Raw genomic sequence first — 19,667 nt, 5'->3', positions numbered from 1 at the left:
TATCTTAAACAAATGTTTGATTAAATTCCTATTTTTCTTTGTTCACCCTTGAGCTGCATCAATTTCTTCCTACCGAACATATATCCTAAACAAACGTTTGATTAAATCCCTATTTTTCTTTGTTCACCCTTGAGCTGCATCAATTTCTTCCTATCGAACATACATCTTAAACAAACGTTTGATTAAATTCCTATTTTCCCTTGTTCACCCTTGAGCTGCATCAATTTCTTCCTACCGAACATACATCTTAAGCAAAAGTTTATTTAACCGTTTCAGCCTATAGTCACAAAACCTGGAAACACTTTAAATGACAAATACTTACAGATAAAAGGAACTAACGATTTTGACCGTAGTAGTGAGCCCGTAAGAAAGTTATTAAACATATCATCAATAAAGCCAAAGTAACTGCTCCTGAGAATATGAAATTCAAATTACTGACTGAAATAAAAAAAGAAGTACCCCTGTCTCTAATCAAGGGTACTTCTTTTTTTATCATGAATCTAAAGGTAAACGTATCCTTTATTAAAGTAGAAATGTATACTTTTCTACTTTTTCGTAGTTTATTCAAAATCTTTGCGGAACCGCCACTAGCTCATTTACATAATTATCGTTAGCTGAAGTTAATTATATTTTTCTACGTACTAAATAAAAAGCTAAGGAACCCATAATAATAGGTGCAACTAAACTAGAAGAATATGCACTAGTAATAGTAAAAAGAGAGAGTATAAATATATAAATAAGAGCTAGTCCAACAAATATAGGAATTCCAAATCGAAACTCCCTACATTGTTTTATGTTCCTGTATAACATTTCTCCAATTAGGCAAGCTACAAGATCTAATATACTACCAAATATGATGAGAATTACAATGAATCCTAATATGTTAGGTAAATCATTCTCGTAAGAATAACTAGGATCAGAAATATACGGTATTAAGAACCATATGATAATAAAAGTAAGCAGGCTTGCAGCATAACTAATTAAAAATTTCCCCAACGTAATCATCCTCATAATTTTCTAATATTATCTTCATTGTATGACATAATGTCCTATCATTAATAGCAAGACTGCCATCCACGAAATTGCTAATTGCATGAAATAAAAAAGACGCATTTAAATTGATGCGTCTTTTGGCGATGTTTCTTTTGTGAAATCATATAAAGCAATCGCGCCTAAAATAACCAATATACCTTCAGGAGCATCCAACAAAATAGTTCTCCAAGTTTCTGATATTACCCATTTAATACCTGCTGCTGATTCAAGATATACTTGAAAATAACTGATTGTAAAATCAATTACATATAAACATACAAGTAATGTTAAACCGAATCGAATTAATTTCTTATTTTTAAACATGTAACACCTCTCAAAATTCATTGGATATTTCTGAGTTCAGTTCTTTATATACAAAAATTACTATATTTAATTTTAACACACGAAAAAATCCAAATAAATACAATATGCATATTTACATATTTCGTGAATATTTAGGAATTACTTTTAATAAAAAATCCCTACAAGTGTAGAATAAACTAGCTTTAGCAATCCCAACAATTAATCGCATAAATAACGGAATCATTTGAACCACCATATAGACAATCCCAGCTCTTGAAATAAGGAGAAATCCTTTTTCCTGGCTACCAATCATAATGAATAACCCGCCGCATAACGCTACATAGAACCGACAGTTAAGAAATCACTGCAAAGAAAAAGCCATGTATACACATGACTTTCATAGCATAATCACTTCTATATTCCATAGAAATTAAAGTGAATTATATTTCTTTACTTTTAAAGGAATAGATATTACATATAAATCTATAGCATAAGTAATAATCAAAATCCCTTTTCCTTCATCAGCAAATTTTGCTTGCAGAAACTTTTCTGAAACTTTCCTTTTTCCCCATCTCTTTGGAAGATATTCGAATCCTAAGAACATAATATTCATCCTCTACCTTTTCAAACAGGCATTATAATTTTAAAAACTATCTTTCTTTTTCCCATGATATTCGAAATTCTCCACCATGATCTTCCGTTTTAATTTTAACCTTATATGTATCATCCTTAGGTACTTTAATGCTTTTTTTACCTTCGCCACTATTAAATTCTAGTATAGTATTATCATTTGAATCTACAACATAAGCAATTATAGTTCCTTGTTTAGTTTTATCAGTAAAAGAAAAGATCCAATTCTCCCCTTTTTTAACTTTCCTATCTTGAGTTGCAGATCCAGTAAATTTCCTATAGTCCCCAGATATACTACCAGATACGCTATCTGAAGAACCATGAACCTTACCACCAACAATCGTTCCTTCTCTTGTAAAACACCCACTAAGAACTACCAAACATAGAACAAATAATAATATATTTTTAATAGTTTTCAACATCATTCCACCTTATTCCTATGGTTCCTAATTTAACATTAGAATTACACATTCATATAATTACTGTTTTTCCCAAAAAAATCAAGGTAAAAATTATATTATTTAGAATTTTTGATGATTATATTCCATGAGAGTTAGGAAATTCCTCCAAATAAAAAAGTAATCTATATATCTTTGGCAATTTCATAAATAATGGCATCATTTGAACCACTATATAACCGATTCCTACATTCGAAATAAAGGAGAATCCTCGTTCCTGGCTCTACCTACCATAATAAGGATAAAGCTACTTACATACTTGCCCACAAACCAATACCAATCGCAAGGGGAGATGTGGAACTAACATTATCCTCCCTTGATAAAACGAGCTAATACTGGATGCGCTTCATTAAATTTTATAATCAAATCTGCAATAGCTGATATAAAATTATAAATCGGTATCATTACAGCCGCGAATACATCTCGCATACGTTGTAAAGCTTGCGTGAGCCTCTCAATCACATTGTTATATACTTCTACATAAAAAAATAAGAAGCCTCGTTTACAGGCTCCTTCATCATCTATTTAAATAATCTGCAATTGTTTGGAATACGACGATATACATATTATGAATACTTGCTTCTACATTTCCACCATTCGATAAACCAATTCCCCATTGTTGCCCTTCACCACTTCCGATACTCGCAAAACCTTGCGTATACATCGCATTTACATCTTTTCGGGCACTGTTATACTCTATCCCTTTTGTAATAAAAATCGAATATGATTTATCTTGTAAACCGATAAAAAACACTGGTTTCTTTAGTGATAAAAATACATTTTTATATTGCTCTGTTGAGGCTTCTTGAAAGTGATCTTTCATTATTAGAAAACCATCCACTTCCTTAGATTTCTTTTCCAGTTCCTCTAACTTCATTTCCTCAAACTTTACATTCCTAAACGTATCTCTCGGCTTTTCACCAACAACTCCAATTACGAGTGCTCTCCCGTTGTATTCTAATTTCTCTCCTTCTTTATCCTTTGCACACCCAGTACTCACTAGGCATAACAATATAAAAACTAAGAAATAAAATGAACGCTTCATTTAGCACCCTCTCCCTCTTTTAAGTCAAGTGACAAAAATGTAAGGTGAATTCAAGAAAATGTAAGTAAAATCGATAGCCCAATTCGTGTTTCTATATTATAATCAATTGAATTTACTTACATTACTAAAAAACATAGGAGATTGTCATGAAGAAATTTAAACTTTCATCTTTTCTTCCGTTAAGTTATATACTTCTACTCGTACTCGTAAGTCCCCTTTACGACGTATTAAATAAATCAGCTGTTCATGCAGTAAACGTTACAACTGTAGTAGATAGTTGGATTCCATTTATAAAAGCATTTATTATTCCTTATTTACTTTGGTTTCCATACTTATACGGCGCACTTATTTATTACTGCTTTGCTGATCGAAAGCAATATTACGTTACTTTAAGTAGTGTAATTCTTGGCAAACTTGCTTGTTTTTCTGTTTATTATTTTTGGCAAACAACAGTACCGCGTCCAACCGTCGTTGGAACAGACGTATTTTCCGAACTAGTCCGCTATATTTATAGTATCGATCAACCGGTAAACTGTTTCCCTAGCATTCACGTTCTTACTACATTTGTAATAATGCTCGCTGCCTTTAAACGTAGAGAACAACATGCTTTTGAATATTACATTCTTACTTTCTTCGGTACACTTATCATTTTATCAACGCTATTTACGAAGCAACACGCATTTGTAGATGCCGTTTCTGGAATGACGCTTGCAAGCATATTATACTTCGGTGTTCAGCTATTGTTAGCAAAAGAACCAATAAGAGTTCCAGTAAAACAAAATCATAAAATGTAACATAACAAAAAAGCAGACTGTGGCTTCTTCAGTCTGCTTTTCTCTATATCAAGGAGATTTTCAAATTAAGATTGCGGTACAGTCATATCACCTGAGTGAATACGACCTGCTTTTTTAAGAGCAATGTAAAGTATATAAGAAACAGCTACTGGGATGATGATATAAGTGATTATCATCGCTGGGAGAACTTCCCATCCTTGGCTGGAAATTAAATTAATTGGTGCGATAAGAGAACTTAATCCAAGACCTGCAATTTCTTTTCCTGCTTCTAGATGGAAAATCAATGCCGATACTGGGCCCACTATTGCACTGGCGACGACAGTTGGGACGAGAATCATTGGATTTTTAGTAATGTTCGGCAACTGTACTTTTGGAGTACAAAGTGCCTGAGCTAATATGCCACCTAAATTATTTTCTTTCGCTGAGATAACAGAGAATCCGATAAACTGAGCAACACATCCAGCAAGTGCTGCACCACCTGCAACACCATCTAAGCTAAGTGCTATCGCTAAAGCAGCTGATGAAGCTGGAGAGATAAGTAATAATCCCCAAACTACAGCAATCACGATAGAAGCGACGAACGGGCTACCAGCTGAACTATCTTTAATGAATGCTCCAACTGCATTTAAAACTGGGCTAATATTTTGAGCTAACCAAATACCGACTAAACCAGAACCGAGTATTGCTGCAAATGGAACGAGCATCATATCTAAAGCAGTCTTTCCGCTTAATCGTTTACCAATATAAACTGCTAAAGTCGCTGTTAATAATGCACCGATTGGTTCACCTGTTTTAATGATGAGACCAGCTTCAGTAATTGAAATGGAACCTGCTCCAATTGCTCCAGCCACCATTGCTGAGAAAATTACGAGTCCGTTTGCACCAAGCATAAAAGCAATTCCGGCTCCAATTGCTGGTGCCATAAGTGATTTTGCAACAACTCCGATTGTAATAAGTAATGGGATATCAACAATTCTTCCTATATTTTCGATCAGTAAACCAATTCCAAGAGATACGAAAATACCCTGTGCGATTCCGGCAGAAGCTTTAAACACACGAGACATTATATATTCCTTCATTTGTTTCACCTTCTCCTATAATTTAGTAGCCAATTGTTTTCATATAATCGCGTAAAACATCGTTTGATTTCGCAAAGCGGCTTTCTTCATCTTCTAATAAATTCAGTTCTACCACTTCTCTTACACCGTCTCTAGTAATAATTGCTGGTACTCCTGTACAAATATCGTATTCGCCATATTCGCCATCTAAAATAGCTGAAACAGCGATAACACGGTGATCATCATTGAAAATTGAGCGGGCAATATAAGCTAGGGAATTTCCGATTCCGTAATAAGTAGTTCCTTTACGCTTATAAATTTCCCAGCCAGCTTTTGCAGTCTTTTCAACAATTTCATCTAAATCTATCTCGCCAAATCGTTCTTTTTGTTCCTCTAAAATTTGCAGAATTGGCTTTCCACCAACAGTTACGTGAGACCAAGCAACCATTTGAGAATCACCATGTTCCCCTAATGAATACCCATGAATACTACGAGGATCTACATGTAACATTTCAGATAAAATTGTTCTTAAGCGAGAAGAATCTAGTGATGTACCAGTACCAAGTACACGATTTCTTGGTAAACCAGATAATTTCCAAACTTGATATGTAATAATGTCAACTGGGTTCGATGCGATTAAGAAAATGCCATCAAATCCACTTTCCATTACGCCATTCACAACACTCTCCATAATCTTAGCGCTTGCTCCTAAAGTGTCTAAACGACTTTGTCCAGGCTTCGGCGCTGGCCCTGCTGTAATAATTACAATGTCCATATCTTTGCAGTCTTCATAGCTTCCTGCATATACTTTTGTTCTTGTATTTGTAAAGTTAATGCAATGCGATAAATCCATCGCTTCTCCAACTGCACGTTCATGATTTATATCAATTAACAATAGCTCTTCGCAAATCCCTTGGTTTACAATGGAATACGCGCAGCTTGATCCAACTAATCCAGTACCGATAATTGCAATTTTTCTTGTGTTTCTATTCATAGCAATCTCTCCTAATCGATCATGTAATCTATTTCTTTTGTTCTTTACACTCCTAATTATAGAGATTCCCACGATAGAAACCATGGATACTTTGTGAAACATTGAACAAACTTTTGTCCTTTTTGTGAATTGTCATATTCAATTTTCGTCATATTCGTTACAACTGGAAAAATATTTCTTATGTATTTATTGACATATACCAAACAAAAAAAACGAGCGAATCCATTCGCTCGTTTCATTCATCACACTATTCCGCACTTAATTGACTTTTTAATTGCTGTACAATCATTGGATTAGCAGGTGCTGCCGGTTTGTAATAACTCTTTTGCTTTGCGTATTCATACATATTACGTTGACGCATCTCATCTTGATTGCGAATTTGAATTAACGTTTGATGTAACTGTTCATTATCAGACTGAGAAATATAATTTGCATAACTTGTTAAACTTGAATTTAGCCCTGCTAAATAATCATTTACCATATCTTTTTCATTCATTTTTCGCTTCCTCCTATCCTAAGAAAGTCATTAATTGTTGTTTCGTATTTCGTGCATCTTGTGCATCCTTTTGTAGCATTTGTTTCAACTCTGGATCTGTACATGCCTGTGCATACTGTTCTAACTTGTTAATAATTGTTGCGTGTCCACCAATCAAATGACGTAAGTTTTCTACTTCAAGCTCTGTTAAATTTTGCATAGAATACTCCTACCTTTCTTTGTTCATTCAATATTTATTATTTGATTCTTTTTAAATCGTATTCATTAAAAAGCTTTCTTAAATTCCTTTCATAATAAAATCAACCACATCTATTTATACAGACAAAAAAATGTTATAATTACAGAAAAATACAAATTTTAAAAATGTACCCTTAACTTTATAATTCACAAATACACCATATTAAGACGGTGTGTGCCTATGCAAAGAAAGTTTAAAGTTATCTTCTTCATCGTTTATGCAATCCTATATGTAAAATTGCTAATTGATGTACTAGCTTTAAAACCACTATTAACCTCTATACCTTTACACATGTTATTTCTCATTTGTTTCCTATTTATAGCACTTAACAACTATAAAAATCGTAACACTACGTTTTTCTTAGGATTTATTAGTAAGCGTTAGTTTAATTAAAAACTCCCTTTTATAAACTCTACATAACAAAGGAGCAATGACTATGAAAATCCACGACTTTCTTACAAAAAGCCAAGAAGCTTATGATTCTGAGTCAAGCCAGGATCCTTTCGTATTTACGTTTTTCAATTTTGTCTTAGCAATATATACATTTCTAAAACCTGCTAAATAATATTATTTAGCAAGAAAGAGCCTCTAAATCATTAGAGGCTCTTTCTCATTTTCAAGCCCTGTTCAATTTCGCATAGAATGCTCCTATCTTTCTTTGCTCATTCAAGATTTAGTATTCTGTTCTTTTAGGATTATATGCACTAAAAAACCTTAGAATCACTTCTAAGGTTTCCTCTTATTCAATCTCTCATTACATGTAATCCTTTAATAAACGTTTCTAGTAATAAATATAAACTTGTATCCAAATCTAGCGGCAAACCAAATCCACCCTGCTGTTCAATCGACGCAAACCCATGACAAATACTTCTGAATCCACGTGTCGCATGAAGTGCATTCTCTCCTTCTAAGCCGTATTGTTGTAAAACCTGAAGACAAAGCTTTACAATTCCGTCACCTGCTTTTCTTAATTCTTCATCTCGTAAAAAGGTTGCTTCATACAATCCAGGATGTTTGCGGACGAATGCTACATACGCTTCTCCTAAAGCATGAATTGCTTCATCCATACGTTTACCCTCGGCCGCTTCTTCCAATCTGTTATGCAACTGTTCTATTCCGTAAATACCAAGATTTTTCCGTACATCTTGTAACCCTTTCACATGATTATATAGAGAGGGCGAACGTATCCCTAACCTTTGCGCTAATGAAGCTATTGTTACTTCTTGTATTCCATTTGCATCCGCAATTTCTGCTGCTGTTTCTACAATTTTCGGTAATGTAAGTCCAATTCTAGGTGACATAAATTAACCCTCTTTTCTACTTTCTATATTCCGCCTAGCTTCCTTAATGGCAAGCTCTATGATAGCGCCTGGATCATTTATCATTTTCCCATGCCCTGCCGCAAGCAAGGATGGCTCATATTCTCTTAGCTTCTCTGCACTTTGTAATGCGACTTCTTTACTCCACGTTGCCATCGCAGGAAACGGAAACCAAAATTTCATTTGTCCTGAAACAGCCATACCTCCTCTTGTTTGGAAGGCATCCCCGACAATAAGAGCTTTATTTCGTACATCAAGAAACGACATGGAGCCTGGCGTATGTCCCGGTGTCATAATCGCAAGAAGCGATCCAACTCGGTCGCCATCTTCCAATAAAACATCAGGTACCGTTTTTACCTTTTTAGGTACACCGCCTTTTATCGGTATATTCGGTTCATCCTTTTGTAACGTCGTATCTCCTTCTAACAGTTTTGCGTCTCGCTTAGAAATATAGACTGGAACATTAGGAAGCACGTCCTTTAATGCGTCTAGTGCACCGATGTGATCATCATGCGCATGTGTTAATACAATATTCGTAATTGGTTTTCCTATTTTCTCAGCCGCCTGCAAGATTCCTTTTGCACTATATGGCAAAGCAGCATCAATTAAAGTTAAACCATCTTCTTCCTCCACAAAGTAACAATTCACAGGAAACACTCTTGGCAAAAATGACAATTGATATACCGTTTTTTCATGCATCATTCTCATATTCCCATCTCCCTTTTCACGAAAACTAATACTATTAGTTATATTATACTAATGGCATTAGTTTTTGTCACTGAAAATTACATTTTTTCACAAAAAAATAACAGTAGTCGTTTATACGACTACTGTTATTTAAAGGTATTAAACTGTATAACGCTCATCTTCTAAAATTTTCGCAGCGATTTCACGTTTCTTCGGAATTACGTTAAGTGGCGTGTGGCGTGTTAATTTGCGTAATGATGATAACATCATGCGCAGCATGTCGCCGTTTTCAACTGCGATAAGTGTTTCTTTCGCATCTGCTTCGATTTCGTTGAATGCTTCTTGGCAGAATACTTCAGTGTATAACACTTTTTGTTTATTCTTTTCAAGACCAGTTGTTTTAATTGCTTTTTCTGTACGAAGAACAGCTGATTCCATTGCGTATAGGTTACTTACGATGTCAGCGATATTCACAAGAATTTCTTGCTCTTTATCTAGTGCTTTACCGTATTTTTGAGCTGCTAATCCAGCTACCATTAAGCCGATTTTCTTCGCGTTAGTTACTAAATATTTTTGAAGTGCTAATGGCTCATCGCCTACTTCTTCTGGCATCATCATCATTAACTCTTCTTGTAATTTTTGTGCTTTTTGAAGAAGTGGTAATTCACCTTTCATCGCTTTACGTAAGAACGTACCTGGTACGATTAGGCGGTTAATTTCGTTCGTTCCTTCGAAAATACGGTTAATACGAGAATCGCGGTACATTCTTTCAATCTCGTACTCTGCCATAAATCCGTAACCACCGTGAATTTGAACACCTTCATCTACTGTATAATCTAGTACTTCAGAACCGAATACTTTATTTAAAGAACACTCGATTGCATATTCAGCGATAGAAGCTGCTACTGCTTTACCGTCTTTTACTTCTTCTTCAGATAATGTGCTCATGCGGCTTTCGAATAAACCTACTGTACGATATACAGAGCTTTCAGCTGCATATGTTTTTGCTGCCATATTCGCAAGTTTCTCTTGAATTAATGGGAAGCGAGCGATTGGTTGTTTGAACTGTTGACGTTGGTTTGCATATTGTGCTGAAATTTCTACTGCACGTTTCGCAGACCCAACTGTACCAACACCTAATTTATAACGACCGATATTTAAAATGTTGAACGCGATAATATGACCTTTACCGATTTCACCAAGTAAGTTTTCTTTCGGTACTAACGCATCTTCTAAAATTAACGTACGAGTTGATGAACATTTAATACCCATTTTCTTTTCTTCTGGGCTTGTAGATACGCCAGCATACTCTTTCTCTACGATAAATGCTGAGAAATGCTCACCATCTATTTTTGCATATACGACAAATACGTCAGCAAATGCAGAGTTTGTAATCCATTGTTTTTCACCATTTAATACGTAATGTGTACCTTCTGCATTTAAACGTGCAGTTGTTTTTGCGCCTAATGCATCAGATCCTGAACCTGGCTCTGTTAATGCGTATGCAGCTAATTTTTCACCAGTTGCAAGTAGTGGTAAATATTTTTTCTTTTGCTCTTCGTTACCGAATAATACGATTGGTAACGATCCGATACCTACGTGAGCACCGTGAGTAATTGCAAAGCCACCAGCGCGAGAGAATTTCTCTGCGATTAACGCTGAGCTTACTTTATCAAGGCCAATTCCGCCGTACTCTTCTGGTACGTCAGCGCCTAGTAAACCAAGTTCACCAGCTTCTTTTAAAAGACGAACAGAACGATCAAACTCGTGTTGCTCTAAATATTCAAGCTCCGGAAGAACTTCATTTACGATAAAGTCCTCTGTCGTTTTTGCAATCATTTTATGCTCAGATGAAAAATCTTCTGGCGTAAACACTTGATCAATCGTAATCTCATCTACTAAAAAGCTACCGCCTTTAACCGCACTTCCTACTGTTTTTTCCATGAAAATTTCCTCCTTTATATTTTCATAAGCCGCTTCTTTCTTTTTGAAAGAAGCTGGCTCTCCCATTTATTTTTTATAAACCTTTGTTGCTTCCATTCTTTGCTTTAGCGTTTTCTCGTTCTGAGCGAGCCGCTTCCACTTTTTATCTAATCCAGTTCCGGTGGCTAGAACAGTCGGTCGTTTCATCCCTTCCTGTGAGGCAAAAAGCGCCTCTTCGTCAGGGCTTCCAACGCCCTCTTGTTCTGAGCAAGCCACCTGCACTTTTTTTCAATCCAGTTCCAGCGGCTAGAATGTTCGGTGGCTTCGCTTCTTCCTACGAGGCAAAGAGCGCCTCTACGTCTGAAGCTCCATCCCCCTCACATTCTGAGCAAGCCGCTTCCACTTTTTTTATAGTAATTCAAACACTCCCGCTGCTCCCATTCCGCCGCCGATACACATTGTTACGATACCGAATTGCTCATTGCGGCGTTTCATTTCGTGAATAAGAGATAGTGTTAGTTTCGCTCCTGTACAGCCAAGTGGATGTCCAAGTGCGATTGCACCGCCGTTTACGTTTACTTTTTCCTCATCTAAACCAAGTTCACGAATAACTTGGATTGATTGAGAAGCGAACGCTTCATTTAGTTCGAATAGACCGATATCAGATAGCTCTAAGCCAGCTAATTTTAACGCTTTTGGAATTGCAGCGATTGGGCCGATTCCCATTACTTCTGGTGGTACGCCAGCTACTGCAAATGAACGGAATTTCGCAAGTGGCTTCATGCCATCGCTCACTGCTTTTTCACGATCCATTAATAGTACAGATGCTGCACCATCACTCATTTGTGAAGAGTTACCAGCTGTTACAGAACCGCGAACGTTAAATGCTGGACGTAATCTACCTAAAATGTCTAGCGTCGTTTCTGCTCTTACACCTTCGTCTTGTGCGAAAATGATTGTTTCTTCTTGCAGTTTGTTATTTGATCCAACAGTACGTAACGTTACATCTACAGATACTGTTTCATCAGCAAAGTTCCCTGCAGCTAATGCTTTCGCAGCACGTTGATGACTTCTTACTGCAAATGCATCTTGCTCTTCACGAGAAATTCCATATTTCACAGCAACTTGCTCTGCTGTATGTCCCATACCCATATAATATTCTGGAGCCGCTTCTACAAGGCGACTATTTGGACGAACAACGTGTCCCATCATTGGAACTAAACTCATTGATTCCGCTCCGCCTGATAACACAGCTTCAGAGTGACCAAGCATAATGCGCTCTGCTCCATAAGCGATACTTTGTAAACCTGAAGAACAGTAACGGTTAATTGTAATAGCTGGAACATCGTAAGAAAGTCCTGCTAATCCGCCGATATTACGAGCCATGTTTAAGCCTTGCTCTGCTTCTGGCATCGCACAACCGAAAATTAAATCGTCGATTGGTCCTTCATAATTCGCACGCTTTAACGTTTCCTTTACTACTAACGCCCCTAGATCGTCAGGACGAACTGTTTTTAATGAACCCCTCTTTGCTTTTCCAATTGGTGTTCTTGCTCCCGCAACAATGACAGCTTCTCTCATGAACGATATCTCCCCTCGTTATTAGTTACGTAATGGCTTTCCTTTTACAAGCATGTGCTGCATTCTTGCTTGTGATTTCATCTCACTTACTAAGCTAATAAATGCTTCACGTTCTACATCTAATAAATACTGCTCATCAACTTCTGTTCCGTACGGCACTTTTCCGCCCGCAATGACATATGCAAGTTTCTTCGCAATATGAAGATCATGTTCAGAAATGTAACCTGATAAATGCATTGCTTCTGCACCAAGTACAAGCGTTGCATAGCCTGTTTCACCAACAACAGGTATCTTTTTACGAATCGGCGCTTTATAACCCGCTTCATATAAAGAAAGTGCTTTTTGTTTCGCATCATATAGTAAGTGATCACCATTCACACTAATACCGTCTTTATCGCCTAAGAAGTTGTTCGATACAGCTTCTTGTGCTGATGTAGAAACTTTCGCCATCGCTACAGATTCGAATACTTTATTCGCAACTTTTTGCAGATCAAACTCTACACCGTTTGGCATTTTATTTAAGTGTTTAATGTATAGCTCTTTATTACCGCCTCCGCCAGGGATTAAGCCAACACCAACTTCTACTAAGCCCATATACGTTTCGCTAGAAGCTTGAATGCTAGCTGCTGGTAAGCAAACTTCTGTACCTCCGCCAAGCGTCATACCATATGGTGCTGCTACAACTGGCTTAGAAGAGTACTTAATTTTCGTCATTGCATCTTGGAAGTTTTTCACGACCCACTCAATTTCAAAGTAGTTGTCGTCTTGTGCTTCCATTAAGATCATTGCAAGGTTCGCACCAACGCAGAAGTTCTTCGATTGGTTTCCGATAACAAGACCTTTATAATTCTTCTCTACTTCATCAACAGCGTAGTTAATCATTTGCGTAATATCCATGCCAATTGCATTGCTCTTTGAATGGAATTCTAAGCAAAGGATGCCGTCACCTAAATCAATTAAGCTCGCTCCGCTATTTTTCTTTAATACACCATTTTTCGCTTTTAATTGTTTAAGAGAAATTGCCTTTTTATTACGTTCGATTAGCTTATATTCGCCATTATCGTAATAGTAGCTATCTCCGTTATCATGTTTATAGAAAGTAGTGAAACCTTTCTCTAACATTTCTTTCACCCAAGTCGGAACAACTACGCCGTTTTCTTCCATCTTTTGAACAGACTTTTCAACGCCGATTGCATCCCAAATTTCAAATGGCCCTTGCTCCCATCCGAAGCCCCATTTCATCGCTTGGTCAATCGCAACGATATCGTCCGCAATTTCTTTATGAAGTTTTGCAGAGTATAAAAGAGTTGGTGTAATGATGTTCCATAACAACTCCCCTGCACGGTCTTTCGCGTATACAAGCGCTTTCAATTTATTCGCTAATCCTTTTTCTTGCTTACTTAACTCTACGGATGCAGCTTTTAATTTTTTGCGCGCTTCGTATTCCATCGTTTCAGGATTTAATTCTAAAATTTCTTTTCCTTGTTTTAAGAAGAAGCCTTGACCTGTTTTGCTTCCAAGCCATTTTTTATCAAGCATGTCATGCATGAAAGCTGGTACTTTAAATACATCACGCTCTTCTTCTTGTACATTTTCATATACGTTATTTGCAACATGTACAAATGTATCTAAACCGACAACATCTAATGTGCGGAACGTTGCGCTCTTCGGACGACCAATTAATGGACCCGTTACAGAATCAACTTCTCCAATGCTATATCCACGCTTAATCATTTCTTGAAGCGTTACAAGCAAGCCGTACGTACCAATGCGGTTTCCAATAAAGTTTGGTGTATCTTTTGCGATAACAACGCCTTTTCCAAGAACGTCTTCGCCAAATAATTTCATGAAGCTTAATACTTGTGGATCAGTTTCTTTCGTCGGTATTACCTCTAGAAGTTTTAAATATCGTGGTGGGTTAAAAAAGTGTGTGCCTAAGAAGTGTTTCTGGAAGTCGTCTGAACGACCCTCTGCCATTTTTTCAACGGAAATGCCTGATGTATTTGAGCTCACAATTGAGCCTGGTTTACGAACAGCATCTACTTTTTCAAATAGTTTCTTCTTTATATCTAAGTTTTCAACTACTACTTCAATAATCCAATCTACATCAGCTAGAAGCTCAAGATCATCTTCTAAGTTACCTGCTTCAATCAGTGCTAAATTTCCTTTCACTGTCAGAGGAGCTGGTTTTTGCTTTAATAGTTTTTGCACAGCCGTATTACTAAAACGATTTCTCACACTTTTATGTTCTAATGTAAGTCCCTTCGCTTCTTCTTCTTTCGTAAGCGCAGGTGGTACAATATCAAGCAATAATGTCGGAATACCAATATTAGCTAAGTGTGCCGCAATTCCTGAACCCATTACGCCTGAACCTAGAACAGCAGCCTTTTTAATTTGGAACATCCATTTCTCCCCCTATTCTTGAATGAATGCTCATTCAATTTTTCGACATAAGTCGCAATCAATGAGTGAGCCTCTACTAATAAATATATGATACAGTTTGAATTTTCGCAATATATTTATTGATAAAATTTTCTGAAACAAATATATTTCTTTCATTTGGCTATGCTATACATGTGTATTTTCTTCATTAAAATGCACTTTTCCTTTTTATAATCTGACGAAACTGGAGGAATATATATGGCAAAACTTAAGAAGAACCCTTCAAAAGCTGGAATTAGCGCAGCAAGCGTAACTGGAAATGCAGGTCCGCATAATCAAGGTGTTGAAAAAGGGCGTCAAGGTAATAACCAACAATATAAGAAGCATAATATGGGCGAAAAATAACGCTATATTTTTGGGCAGAGAACGTGGCATAATGATTAATGGCTGCTTTTTCTGCCCAATTTATTTGGAACAAAAGAGGGAATTATAATGAAACGAACAATAGTTATGATTGTAATGATTGCTACACTGTTTACAGGGATGATTTTCTTCTCTTATGCTCACAGACAACAAGCCGTAAGAGCGGATCAACCTAGTATTACTGGGCAATATGGAATTACAATCGATGCAGACACAGGTGAAATTTTGTATGGAAAACGCGAGGATGAGCGCTCTTATCCGGCTAGTATAGCCAAAATGATGACAACTCTTCTCTTACTTGAGAATGTAAAAGAAGATGAAGAAATTACAGTTACAGAAAACGCAATAAAAACAGAAAGTCAAAGTAAGAAGATTAAGCTTCGTGCTGGTGAAAAATTAAAACGTGATGAGGCATTAAAACTTATGCTTATCATTAGTGCAGACCCGATCGCTGAGTCAATTGCAGAACATATCGCAGAATCAAAAAATGAGTTTGTGAAAATGATGAATGCTAGAGCGAAGGAACTCGGGACGAAGCATGCAACTTTCAAAAATGCAAGCGGTGCTGATGCACTTGGAAATAAAGTATCACCTTATGACATTGCTATTATTACGAAAGAAGCCTTGAAGTATCCGATTGTTTTAGAATATATGAATTCAATACATACAACACTACATACTTCAGAGCGCTCTCCAAAAATCGCAAACTATGGACGAGAAGAACTATATGACGATCCATATGCAATTGGAAGTAAAAGCGGTTTATCTGCACTCGGAAAATATACAGTCGTAACTGTTGATGAAAAAAACGGTAAACGTGTCATCAATGTCGTATTATCTTCTACTCGTACACAACTATACCCTGATACGAAGAAAATGGCACACTATGCATTTCAGCAATTAAAATAACCAAGGAGAATTTTCTCCTTGGTTATTTTTTGATCATACCTTTTAATACGAACGCAACGTTCGCTGGACGCTCTGCTAGACGGCGCATGAAGTAACCATACCAATCGTTTCCATACGGTACGTAAACACGCATTTTATAGCCTTCTTTTACTAGCTCAAGTTGACGCTCTGTACGAATCCCAAATAGCATTTGGAATTCAAATTGATCCCTTGAAATATTGTGTTCTTCGGCAAGTTTTTTCGTATATTCAATAATTGCTTCGTCATGTGAAGCAATTGCAGTATAATTTCCATTTAATAAGTGCATTTTAATAATTTTTTTATAATTGTCATCTACATCTTTCTTGTCTGGGAACGCTACTTCTTCAGGTTCCTTATAAGCCCCTTTTACAAGACGTAAATTAGGATTATAAGCATTTAAATCTTCAATATCTTTTTCTGTACGATATAAATAAGCTTGAATAACTGTACCAATATTATCGTACTCAGATTTTAATTGTTTAAAGATATCAATTGTTTTTCCGCAACGCGTATAGTCTTCCATATCAATTGTAACAAACACACCGTTTTCTTTTGCAGCTTCTAAAATACGACGCATGTTGTTCATTACGATTTCATCAGAGATATCTAATCCCATAGAAGTCATCTTTAAAGAAAGTTGTGAATCAAGACCTTCTCTTCCAATTGCACGAATCGCTTCAATCGATTGGGTAGCCATTTCATTTGCTTCTGCTTCATTATCAACGAATTCACCTAAATAATCGATTGTTACACAAAGACCTTGCTTATTTAATTGTTGAATTGCAGCTGTCGCTAATTCAATCGTCTCCCCTGCGACGAAGCGACCTGCACCAAAGCGCAAACCGTACTTTTTAGCCAGTTTTGTTAGCGCTTTATTTTTAGATAAGAAAAGAAACGAATTTCGCATTAATTGTTCCATGTAATTCACCCCTATGACTGTACTTTATCTGTTTTTTACCCCTCTTCGGAATTATATCATTGTTTAAAATTATTTGATACAAATAATTATTTAGATAATTTATAAAATACTATAAAAACATTTAAAACCCCATATTCTCGCTTACAAATATGCCGGAAATATTTTTCGACATTTATAAAAAACGGGTTTACTAGGCAAAAAATAAGCATGTCGAAAATATTCGACATGCTTATAAAACCCTTTATATTCCATGTAAATTATATAAGGATATTAATATAGAAAACTTGAGGTAACATTATCTCAAGCTTTTTTACTTCTCATTTCGCTTCTCATCATTCAGCTTTTTAATATTCGTAATTAACTGTACCATCTCTTCTTTCGCATCTGGATACGTCTCATTCCAGTGCTTCACTAAAGCCGGCATCGTCTTCGCTATGTAAGAATACAGTGCCCACTTCTGTACCTGCTCTTTTCTCTCTTCATCGCTCTCTCCAAGTAATAGTTCCGTGTATTTCTCTAACAACCCGTCAAATTGTTCGTTAAACTTTTCACTCATCTTATCTACCTCCTATATGAAAAAAGCAGCGAAGATCGCTGCTTTTCCTTATAATTTTGATCGAACAGAGTTTAATTTTTTCTCCATTGTGCTTACTTTATCACGACGATCATCGATACGAATTGTTGTTGCAACACGCTGTGCACCTTTCGTATATGGAACTTCATGCATTTGTTGAATTACTTCTAGAATGACAGGAAGATCTCCTTCAATAATTGTATTCATTGGTGTTAATTGATACTTCACGCGATCTGCATTTTTCTCTAGCACCTTTTGTACTTCTGCTACATATTCACTAACACTTGGATTACCTGTTCCTACTGGAATAATCGATACGTCAACAATTGCCATAGTAGTCTTCCTCCTATAAATTACTTCTTATATATCCATTGTCTATTTTACCAAAATCTTTATCATTTTAATAATTTGTTATTCGTCTACTTTAAACTGCTCAACCAATCTTTCTAAGTCCTGCATATTCTCTGTCAAACTTTCCATCGTATGAGCCACTTTTTCTAAATGATTAACTTGTGACTCAGTAGCAGCATTAACCTCTTCAGAAACAGCTGTACCTAATATTACAAACATCATAGAAATCAGCACCGAAAATACTACTGCAATTTTTAAACGTAAACTTCTCAACACTTGTGCAAAAACAAATAGTTCATTATCCTTAACATATAATCTCATTCGTTCGGAGGGAACTATGCTACAAAAATTCGGTTTCTCACAATATGAAAGCCAGGCCTATGAAGTTGTCGTATCAAGCAACGAACCATTAGATGCAACAACTATTGTTAAACATTCAGGTGTTCCAAAAGCAAAAATATACGAAGTGTTAGCACGCCTAATTGATAAAGGGATGGTAATGGATTCTGTTTCAGAAAAGAAAAAGTTGTATACAGCATTACCACTCAAGCTAGCAATTGAAAAATTAACGACAGAATTCCAATCTAATATTAAAGAACTTGAAAATAATATTTCTAAAAAGTCATTTACAGATGACCGCGTTTGGAGTTTAAAAATGCAGTCTTCTATTAAGGTACAAAGTAGGCAACTTGTAGAAGATGCAAAAGAATCTATACGCATCTCTGCATGGAATGATACCCTTTTAGAATATCTTCCTTTACTAGAACAAAAAGCAAAACAAGGCGTCCTAATCGAGTCCCTCATAGTTGGAGAAGTAGAAACAGACTTAGAAAACATACATTTTCTAATCCTAACTGAAGAGCCTAACGCATTAGAGCGGTACTTACTACTCATCGTTGACGATCGTGAAATTTTATTTGCTGGTGTAGAGCAAGAATCATGGCAAGCGATGAAAACAATGTCACAACCTTTCGTGAAGTTCTTTACAGAATTTTTCTATCATGACGTTGCACTTGCAAAGATTACCCAGAAACACCATGATCTCTTTATGGAAGATGAGGAAATTAAGAGTTTGTTGATGAAGTTGAGATACTAAAAAAAACGCCTTTATTACAAGGCGTTTTTTTCTACATTTCTTTTCTATTTTTCACCCTTAACACATATGCACCAGCAATAATAAAACTAATTCCTAAAACGAATAAAGCCGTAAATTCATTGCCGACGCCGCCAGTAGCTGGTAAACGCACTTCATTATGAGTATTAAGTTGTTGCATCGGCTTCACATCAGCGGAAGGTTTTACTTCTCCATTTGGTGTTGGCTTATTTGGCTTAGAAGGAAGCGATGCCTTTTCTTCTTTCTTATTTTTCACAATATGTTTAATAATTTCTCCATCCTCTTTTATTTCAAATGCGAATGTCTCTTCATTTATTACATATCCATTTGGCGCTATTATTTCTTTATACGTGTACTTTCCGTATGGTAGTTTGAATTTCGCTACACCTTTTTCATCCGTTTTCCCTTTTACTACT

At 36.2% G+C, this 19,667-nt stretch carries 25 protein-coding genes and 1 pseudogene; 4 read left to right on the top strand and 22 right to left on the bottom strand.

The window, feature by feature from the left end; genetic code table 11:
* Window positions 1–624 precede the first annotated feature (624 nt).
* The 7 genes and pseudogenes from JDS80_RS20655 to JDS80_RS20625 all read right to left on the bottom strand — a co-directional run bounded on the left by JDS80_RS20655 (window position 625) and on the right by JDS80_RS20625 (window position 3,468).
* Window positions 625–996 (bottom strand): hypothetical protein, encoded by a 372-nt coding sequence (locus JDS80_RS20655; RefSeq protein ID WP_242477399.1) that lies wholly within the window; start codon window positions 994–996, stop codon window positions 625–627.
* Between the two features lie 117 nt (window positions 997–1,113).
* Window positions 1,114–1,356 carry a DUF3937 family protein gene (locus tag JDS80_RS20650; RefSeq protein ID WP_071748137.1) on the bottom strand — a complete coding sequence of 81 codons (243 nt, stop codon included), beginning with the start codon at window positions 1,354–1,356 and terminating at the stop codon, window positions 1,114–1,116.
* 112 nt (window positions 1,357–1,468) lie between these two features.
* Window positions 1,469–1,675 (bottom strand): annotated as a pseudogene (locus JDS80_RS20645) (hypothetical protein); the annotation flags it as partial.
* Between the two features lie 90 nt (window positions 1,676–1,765).
* The gene (locus JDS80_RS20640) at window positions 1,766–1,948 is read right to left on the bottom strand and encodes a hypothetical protein (protein WP_199639913.1); all 183 of its coding nucleotides are present in this window, start codon (window positions 1,946–1,948) and stop codon (window positions 1,766–1,768) included.
* Window positions 1,949–1,985: 37 nt separating this feature from the next.
* Window positions 1,986–2,387, bottom strand: a complete 402-nt coding sequence (locus tag JDS80_RS20635; RefSeq protein ID WP_199639877.1) for a hypothetical protein — start codon at window positions 2,385–2,387, stop codon at window positions 1,986–1,988.
* A 342-nt stretch (window positions 2,388–2,729) separates the two neighbouring features.
* Window positions 2,730–2,885 carry a tail length tape measure protein gene (locus tag JDS80_RS20630; RefSeq protein WP_071770932.1) on the bottom strand — a complete coding sequence of 52 codons (156 nt, stop codon included), beginning with the start codon at window positions 2,883–2,885 and terminating at the stop codon, window positions 2,730–2,732.
* Window positions 2,886–2,940: 55 nt separating this feature from the next.
* On the bottom strand, window positions 2,941–3,468 hold the full coding sequence (locus JDS80_RS20625; RefSeq protein WP_071748135.1) for a hypothetical protein: 528 nt from the start codon (window positions 3,466–3,468) through the stop codon (window positions 2,941–2,943).
* A 146-nt stretch (window positions 3,469–3,614) separates the two neighbouring features.
* On the opposite strand from JDS80_RS20625, the gene JDS80_RS20620 reads away from it, so the two are divergent.
* Window positions 3,615–4,262 (top strand): phosphatase PAP2 family protein, encoded by a 648-nt coding sequence (locus tag JDS80_RS20620; protein ID WP_071748134.1) that lies wholly within the window; start codon window positions 3,615–3,617, stop codon window positions 4,260–4,262.
* Window positions 4,263–4,327: 65 nt separating this feature from the next.
* On the opposite strand, the gene JDS80_RS20615 is transcribed toward JDS80_RS20620, so the two are convergent.
* From JDS80_RS20615 to JDS80_RS20570, 10 genes are all read right to left on the bottom strand, one after another.
* Window positions 4,328–5,341 (bottom strand): PTS sugar transporter subunit IIC, encoded by a 1,014-nt coding sequence (locus tag JDS80_RS20615; RefSeq protein ID WP_071770933.1) that lies wholly within the window; start codon window positions 5,339–5,341, stop codon window positions 4,328–4,330.
* A 22-nt stretch (window positions 5,342–5,363) separates the two neighbouring features.
* The gene (locus tag JDS80_RS20610; RefSeq protein ID WP_071770934.1) at window positions 5,364–6,314 is read right to left on the bottom strand and encodes an L-lactate dehydrogenase; all 951 of its coding nucleotides are present in this window, start codon (window positions 6,312–6,314) and stop codon (window positions 5,364–5,366) included.
* Window positions 6,315–6,561: 247 nt separating this feature from the next.
* Window positions 6,562–6,810, bottom strand: a complete 249-nt coding sequence (locus JDS80_RS20605; RefSeq protein ID WP_002015950.1) for a spore coat protein — start codon at window positions 6,808–6,810, stop codon at window positions 6,562–6,564.
* A 13-nt stretch (window positions 6,811–6,823) separates the two neighbouring features.
* A complete protein-coding gene (locus JDS80_RS20600) occupies window positions 6,824–7,009 on the bottom strand; it encodes a hypothetical protein (RefSeq protein WP_044738025.1) in 186 nt (61 codons plus the stop codon).
* Window positions 7,010–7,791: 782 nt separating this feature from the next.
* The gene (locus tag JDS80_RS20595) at window positions 7,792–8,349 is read right to left on the bottom strand and encodes a TetR/AcrR family transcriptional regulator (protein ID WP_199639875.1); all 558 of its coding nucleotides are present in this window, start codon (window positions 8,347–8,349) and stop codon (window positions 7,792–7,794) included.
* A gap of 3 nt (window positions 8,350–8,352) precedes the next feature.
* Entirely contained in the window at window positions 8,353–9,075 is a 723-nt protein-coding gene (locus tag JDS80_RS20590; protein ID WP_199639874.1) for an MBL fold metallo-hydrolase, read from the bottom strand.
* A 138-nt stretch (window positions 9,076–9,213) separates the two neighbouring features.
* The gene (locus JDS80_RS20585) at window positions 9,214–10,998 is read right to left on the bottom strand and encodes an acyl-CoA dehydrogenase family protein (RefSeq protein ID WP_071748128.1); all 1,785 of its coding nucleotides are present in this window, start codon (window positions 10,996–10,998) and stop codon (window positions 9,214–9,216) included.
* A gap of 66 nt (window positions 10,999–11,064) precedes the next feature.
* Window positions 11,065–11,259 carry a hypothetical protein gene (locus tag JDS80_RS20580; protein WP_199639873.1) on the bottom strand — a complete coding sequence of 65 codons (195 nt, stop codon included), beginning with the start codon at window positions 11,257–11,259 and terminating at the stop codon, window positions 11,065–11,067.
* Window positions 11,260–11,385: 126 nt separating this feature from the next.
* Window positions 11,386–12,558 (bottom strand): acetyl-CoA C-acetyltransferase, encoded by a 1,173-nt coding sequence (locus JDS80_RS20575; RefSeq protein WP_071770938.1) that lies wholly within the window; start codon window positions 12,556–12,558, stop codon window positions 11,386–11,388.
* 21 nt (window positions 12,559–12,579) lie between these two features.
* On the bottom strand, window positions 12,580–14,961 hold the full coding sequence (locus JDS80_RS20570) for a 3-hydroxyacyl-CoA dehydrogenase/enoyl-CoA hydratase family protein (RefSeq protein WP_199639872.1): 2,382 nt from the start codon (window positions 14,959–14,961) through the stop codon (window positions 12,580–12,582).
* Between the two features lie 237 nt (window positions 14,962–15,198).
* On the opposite strand from JDS80_RS20570, the gene JDS80_RS20565 reads away from it, so the two are divergent.
* Window positions 15,199–15,345 carry a YuzL family protein gene (locus tag JDS80_RS20565; RefSeq protein ID WP_001096346.1) on the top strand — a complete coding sequence of 49 codons (147 nt, stop codon included), beginning with the start codon at window positions 15,199–15,201 and terminating at the stop codon, window positions 15,343–15,345.
* A gap of 87 nt (window positions 15,346–15,432) precedes the next feature.
* Window positions 15,433–16,272, top strand: a complete 840-nt coding sequence (locus JDS80_RS20560; RefSeq protein WP_199639871.1) for a D-alanyl-D-alanine carboxypeptidase family protein — start codon at window positions 15,433–15,435, stop codon at window positions 16,270–16,272.
* 22 nt (window positions 16,273–16,294) lie between these two features.
* Here JDS80_RS20560 and JDS80_RS20555 read toward each other — a convergent pair whose 3' ends face one another.
* From JDS80_RS20555 to JDS80_RS20540, 4 genes are all read right to left on the bottom strand, one after another.
* Complete coding sequence (locus tag JDS80_RS20555; protein WP_002174080.1) at window positions 16,295–17,212, bottom strand: proline dehydrogenase family protein; 918 nt, start codon at window positions 17,210–17,212, stop codon at window positions 16,295–16,297.
* Window positions 17,213–17,522: 310 nt separating this feature from the next.
* Window positions 17,523–17,768: a YusU family protein gene (locus JDS80_RS20550; protein WP_070145375.1), complete on the bottom strand. Its 246-nt coding sequence runs from the start codon at window positions 17,766–17,768 to the stop codon at window positions 17,523–17,525.
* A 48-nt stretch (window positions 17,769–17,816) separates the two neighbouring features.
* Window positions 17,817–18,119 (bottom strand): MTH1187 family thiamine-binding protein, encoded by a 303-nt coding sequence (locus tag JDS80_RS20545; RefSeq protein ID WP_001018860.1) that lies wholly within the window; start codon window positions 18,117–18,119, stop codon window positions 17,817–17,819.
* Between the two features lie 78 nt (window positions 18,120–18,197).
* Window positions 18,198–18,371, bottom strand: coding sequence for a hypothetical protein (locus JDS80_RS20540; protein WP_180237305.1), 174 nt, complete (start codon window positions 18,369–18,371; stop codon window positions 18,198–18,200).
* Between the two features lie 103 nt (window positions 18,372–18,474).
* Between JDS80_RS20540 and JDS80_RS20535 the strand changes: the two genes are divergently transcribed.
* Complete coding sequence (locus tag JDS80_RS20535) at window positions 18,475–19,233, top strand: TrmB family transcriptional regulator (RefSeq protein WP_199639870.1); 759 nt, start codon at window positions 18,475–18,477, stop codon at window positions 19,231–19,233.
* Window positions 19,234–19,264: 31 nt separating this feature from the next.
* Here the strand turns inward: JDS80_RS20535 and JDS80_RS20530 are convergent.
* A partial coding sequence (locus JDS80_RS20530) for a SpaA isopeptide-forming pilin-related protein (RefSeq protein WP_274605844.1) occupies window positions 19,265–19,667 on the bottom strand: 403 nt, incomplete at its 5' end.

The sequence above is a fragment of the Bacillus cereus group sp. N8 genome (genome assembly GCF_016483685.1).
Taxonomy (GTDB): domain Bacteria; phylum Bacillota; class Bacilli; order Bacillales; family Bacillaceae_G; genus Bacillus_A; species Bacillus_A proteolyticus.
Note: the sequence above shows the minus strand (reverse complement) of the source record. Positions and strands in the feature narration are given on the sequence as shown.

Bases quoted from the DNA above. Each gene is read 5' to 3' on its own strand.
- JDS80_RS20650 (WP_071748137.1), bottom strand. From the start codon at position 1,356: ATGTTTAAAAATAAGAAATTAATTCGATTCGGTTTAACATTACTTGTA.
- JDS80_RS20640 (WP_199639913.1), bottom strand. From the start codon at position 1,948: ATGAATATTATGTTCTTAGGATTCGAATATCTTCCAAAGAGATGGGGA.
- JDS80_RS20635 (WP_199639877.1), bottom strand. From the start codon at position 2,387: ATGTTGAAAACTATTAAAAATATATTATTATTTGTTCTATGTTTGGTA.
- JDS80_RS20625 (WP_071748135.1), bottom strand. From the start codon at position 3,468: ATGAAGCGTTCATTTTATTTCTTAGTTTTTATATTGTTATGCCTAGTG.
- JDS80_RS20620 (WP_071748134.1), top strand. From the start codon at position 3,615: ATGAAGAAATTTAAACTTTCATCTTTTCTTCCGTTAAGTTATATACTT.
- JDS80_RS20615 (WP_071770933.1), bottom strand. From the start codon at position 5,341: ATGAAGGAATATATAATGTCTCGTGTGTTTAAAGCTTCTGCCGGAATC.
- JDS80_RS20610 (WP_071770934.1), bottom strand. From the start codon at position 6,314: ATGAATAGAAACACAAGAAAAATTGCAATTATCGGTACTGGATTAGTT.
- JDS80_RS20605 (WP_002015950.1), bottom strand. From the start codon at position 6,810: ATGAATGAAAAAGATATGGTAAATGATTATTTAGCAGGGCTAAATTCA.
- JDS80_RS20600 (WP_044738025.1), bottom strand. From the start codon at position 7,009: ATGCAAAATTTAACAGAGCTTGAAGTAGAAAACTTACGTCATTTGATT.
- JDS80_RS20595 (WP_199639875.1), bottom strand. From the start codon at position 8,349: ATGTCACCTAGAATTGGACTTACATTACCGAAAATTGTAGAAACAGCA.
- JDS80_RS20590 (WP_199639874.1), bottom strand. From the start codon at position 9,075: ATGAGAATGATGCATGAAAAAACGGTATATCAATTGTCATTTTTGCCA.
- JDS80_RS20585 (WP_071748128.1), bottom strand. From the start codon at position 10,998: ATGGAAAAAACAGTAGGAAGTGCGGTTAAAGGCGGTAGCTTTTTAGTA.
- JDS80_RS20575 (WP_071770938.1), bottom strand. From the start codon at position 12,558: ATGAGAGAAGCTGTCATTGTTGCGGGAGCAAGAACACCAATTGGAAAA.
- JDS80_RS20570 (WP_199639872.1), bottom strand. From the start codon at position 14,961: ATGTTCCAAATTAAAAAGGCTGCTGTTCTAGGTTCAGGCGTAATGGGT.
- JDS80_RS20565 (WP_001096346.1), top strand. From the start codon at position 15,199: ATGGCAAAACTTAAGAAGAACCCTTCAAAAGCTGGAATTAGCGCAGCA.
- JDS80_RS20560 (WP_199639871.1), top strand. From the start codon at position 15,433: ATGAAACGAACAATAGTTATGATTGTAATGATTGCTACACTGTTTACA.
- JDS80_RS20555 (WP_002174080.1), bottom strand. From the start codon at position 17,212: ATGGAACAATTAATGCGAAATTCGTTTCTTTTCTTATCTAAAAATAAA.
- JDS80_RS20550 (WP_070145375.1), bottom strand. From the start codon at position 17,768: ATGAGTGAAAAGTTTAACGAACAATTTGACGGGTTGTTAGAGAAATAC.
- JDS80_RS20545 (WP_001018860.1), bottom strand. From the start codon at position 18,119: ATGGCAATTGTTGACGTATCGATTATTCCAGTAGGAACAGGTAATCCA.
- JDS80_RS20535 (WP_199639870.1), top strand. From the start codon at position 18,475: ATGCTACAAAAATTCGGTTTCTCACAATATGAAAGCCAGGCCTATGAA.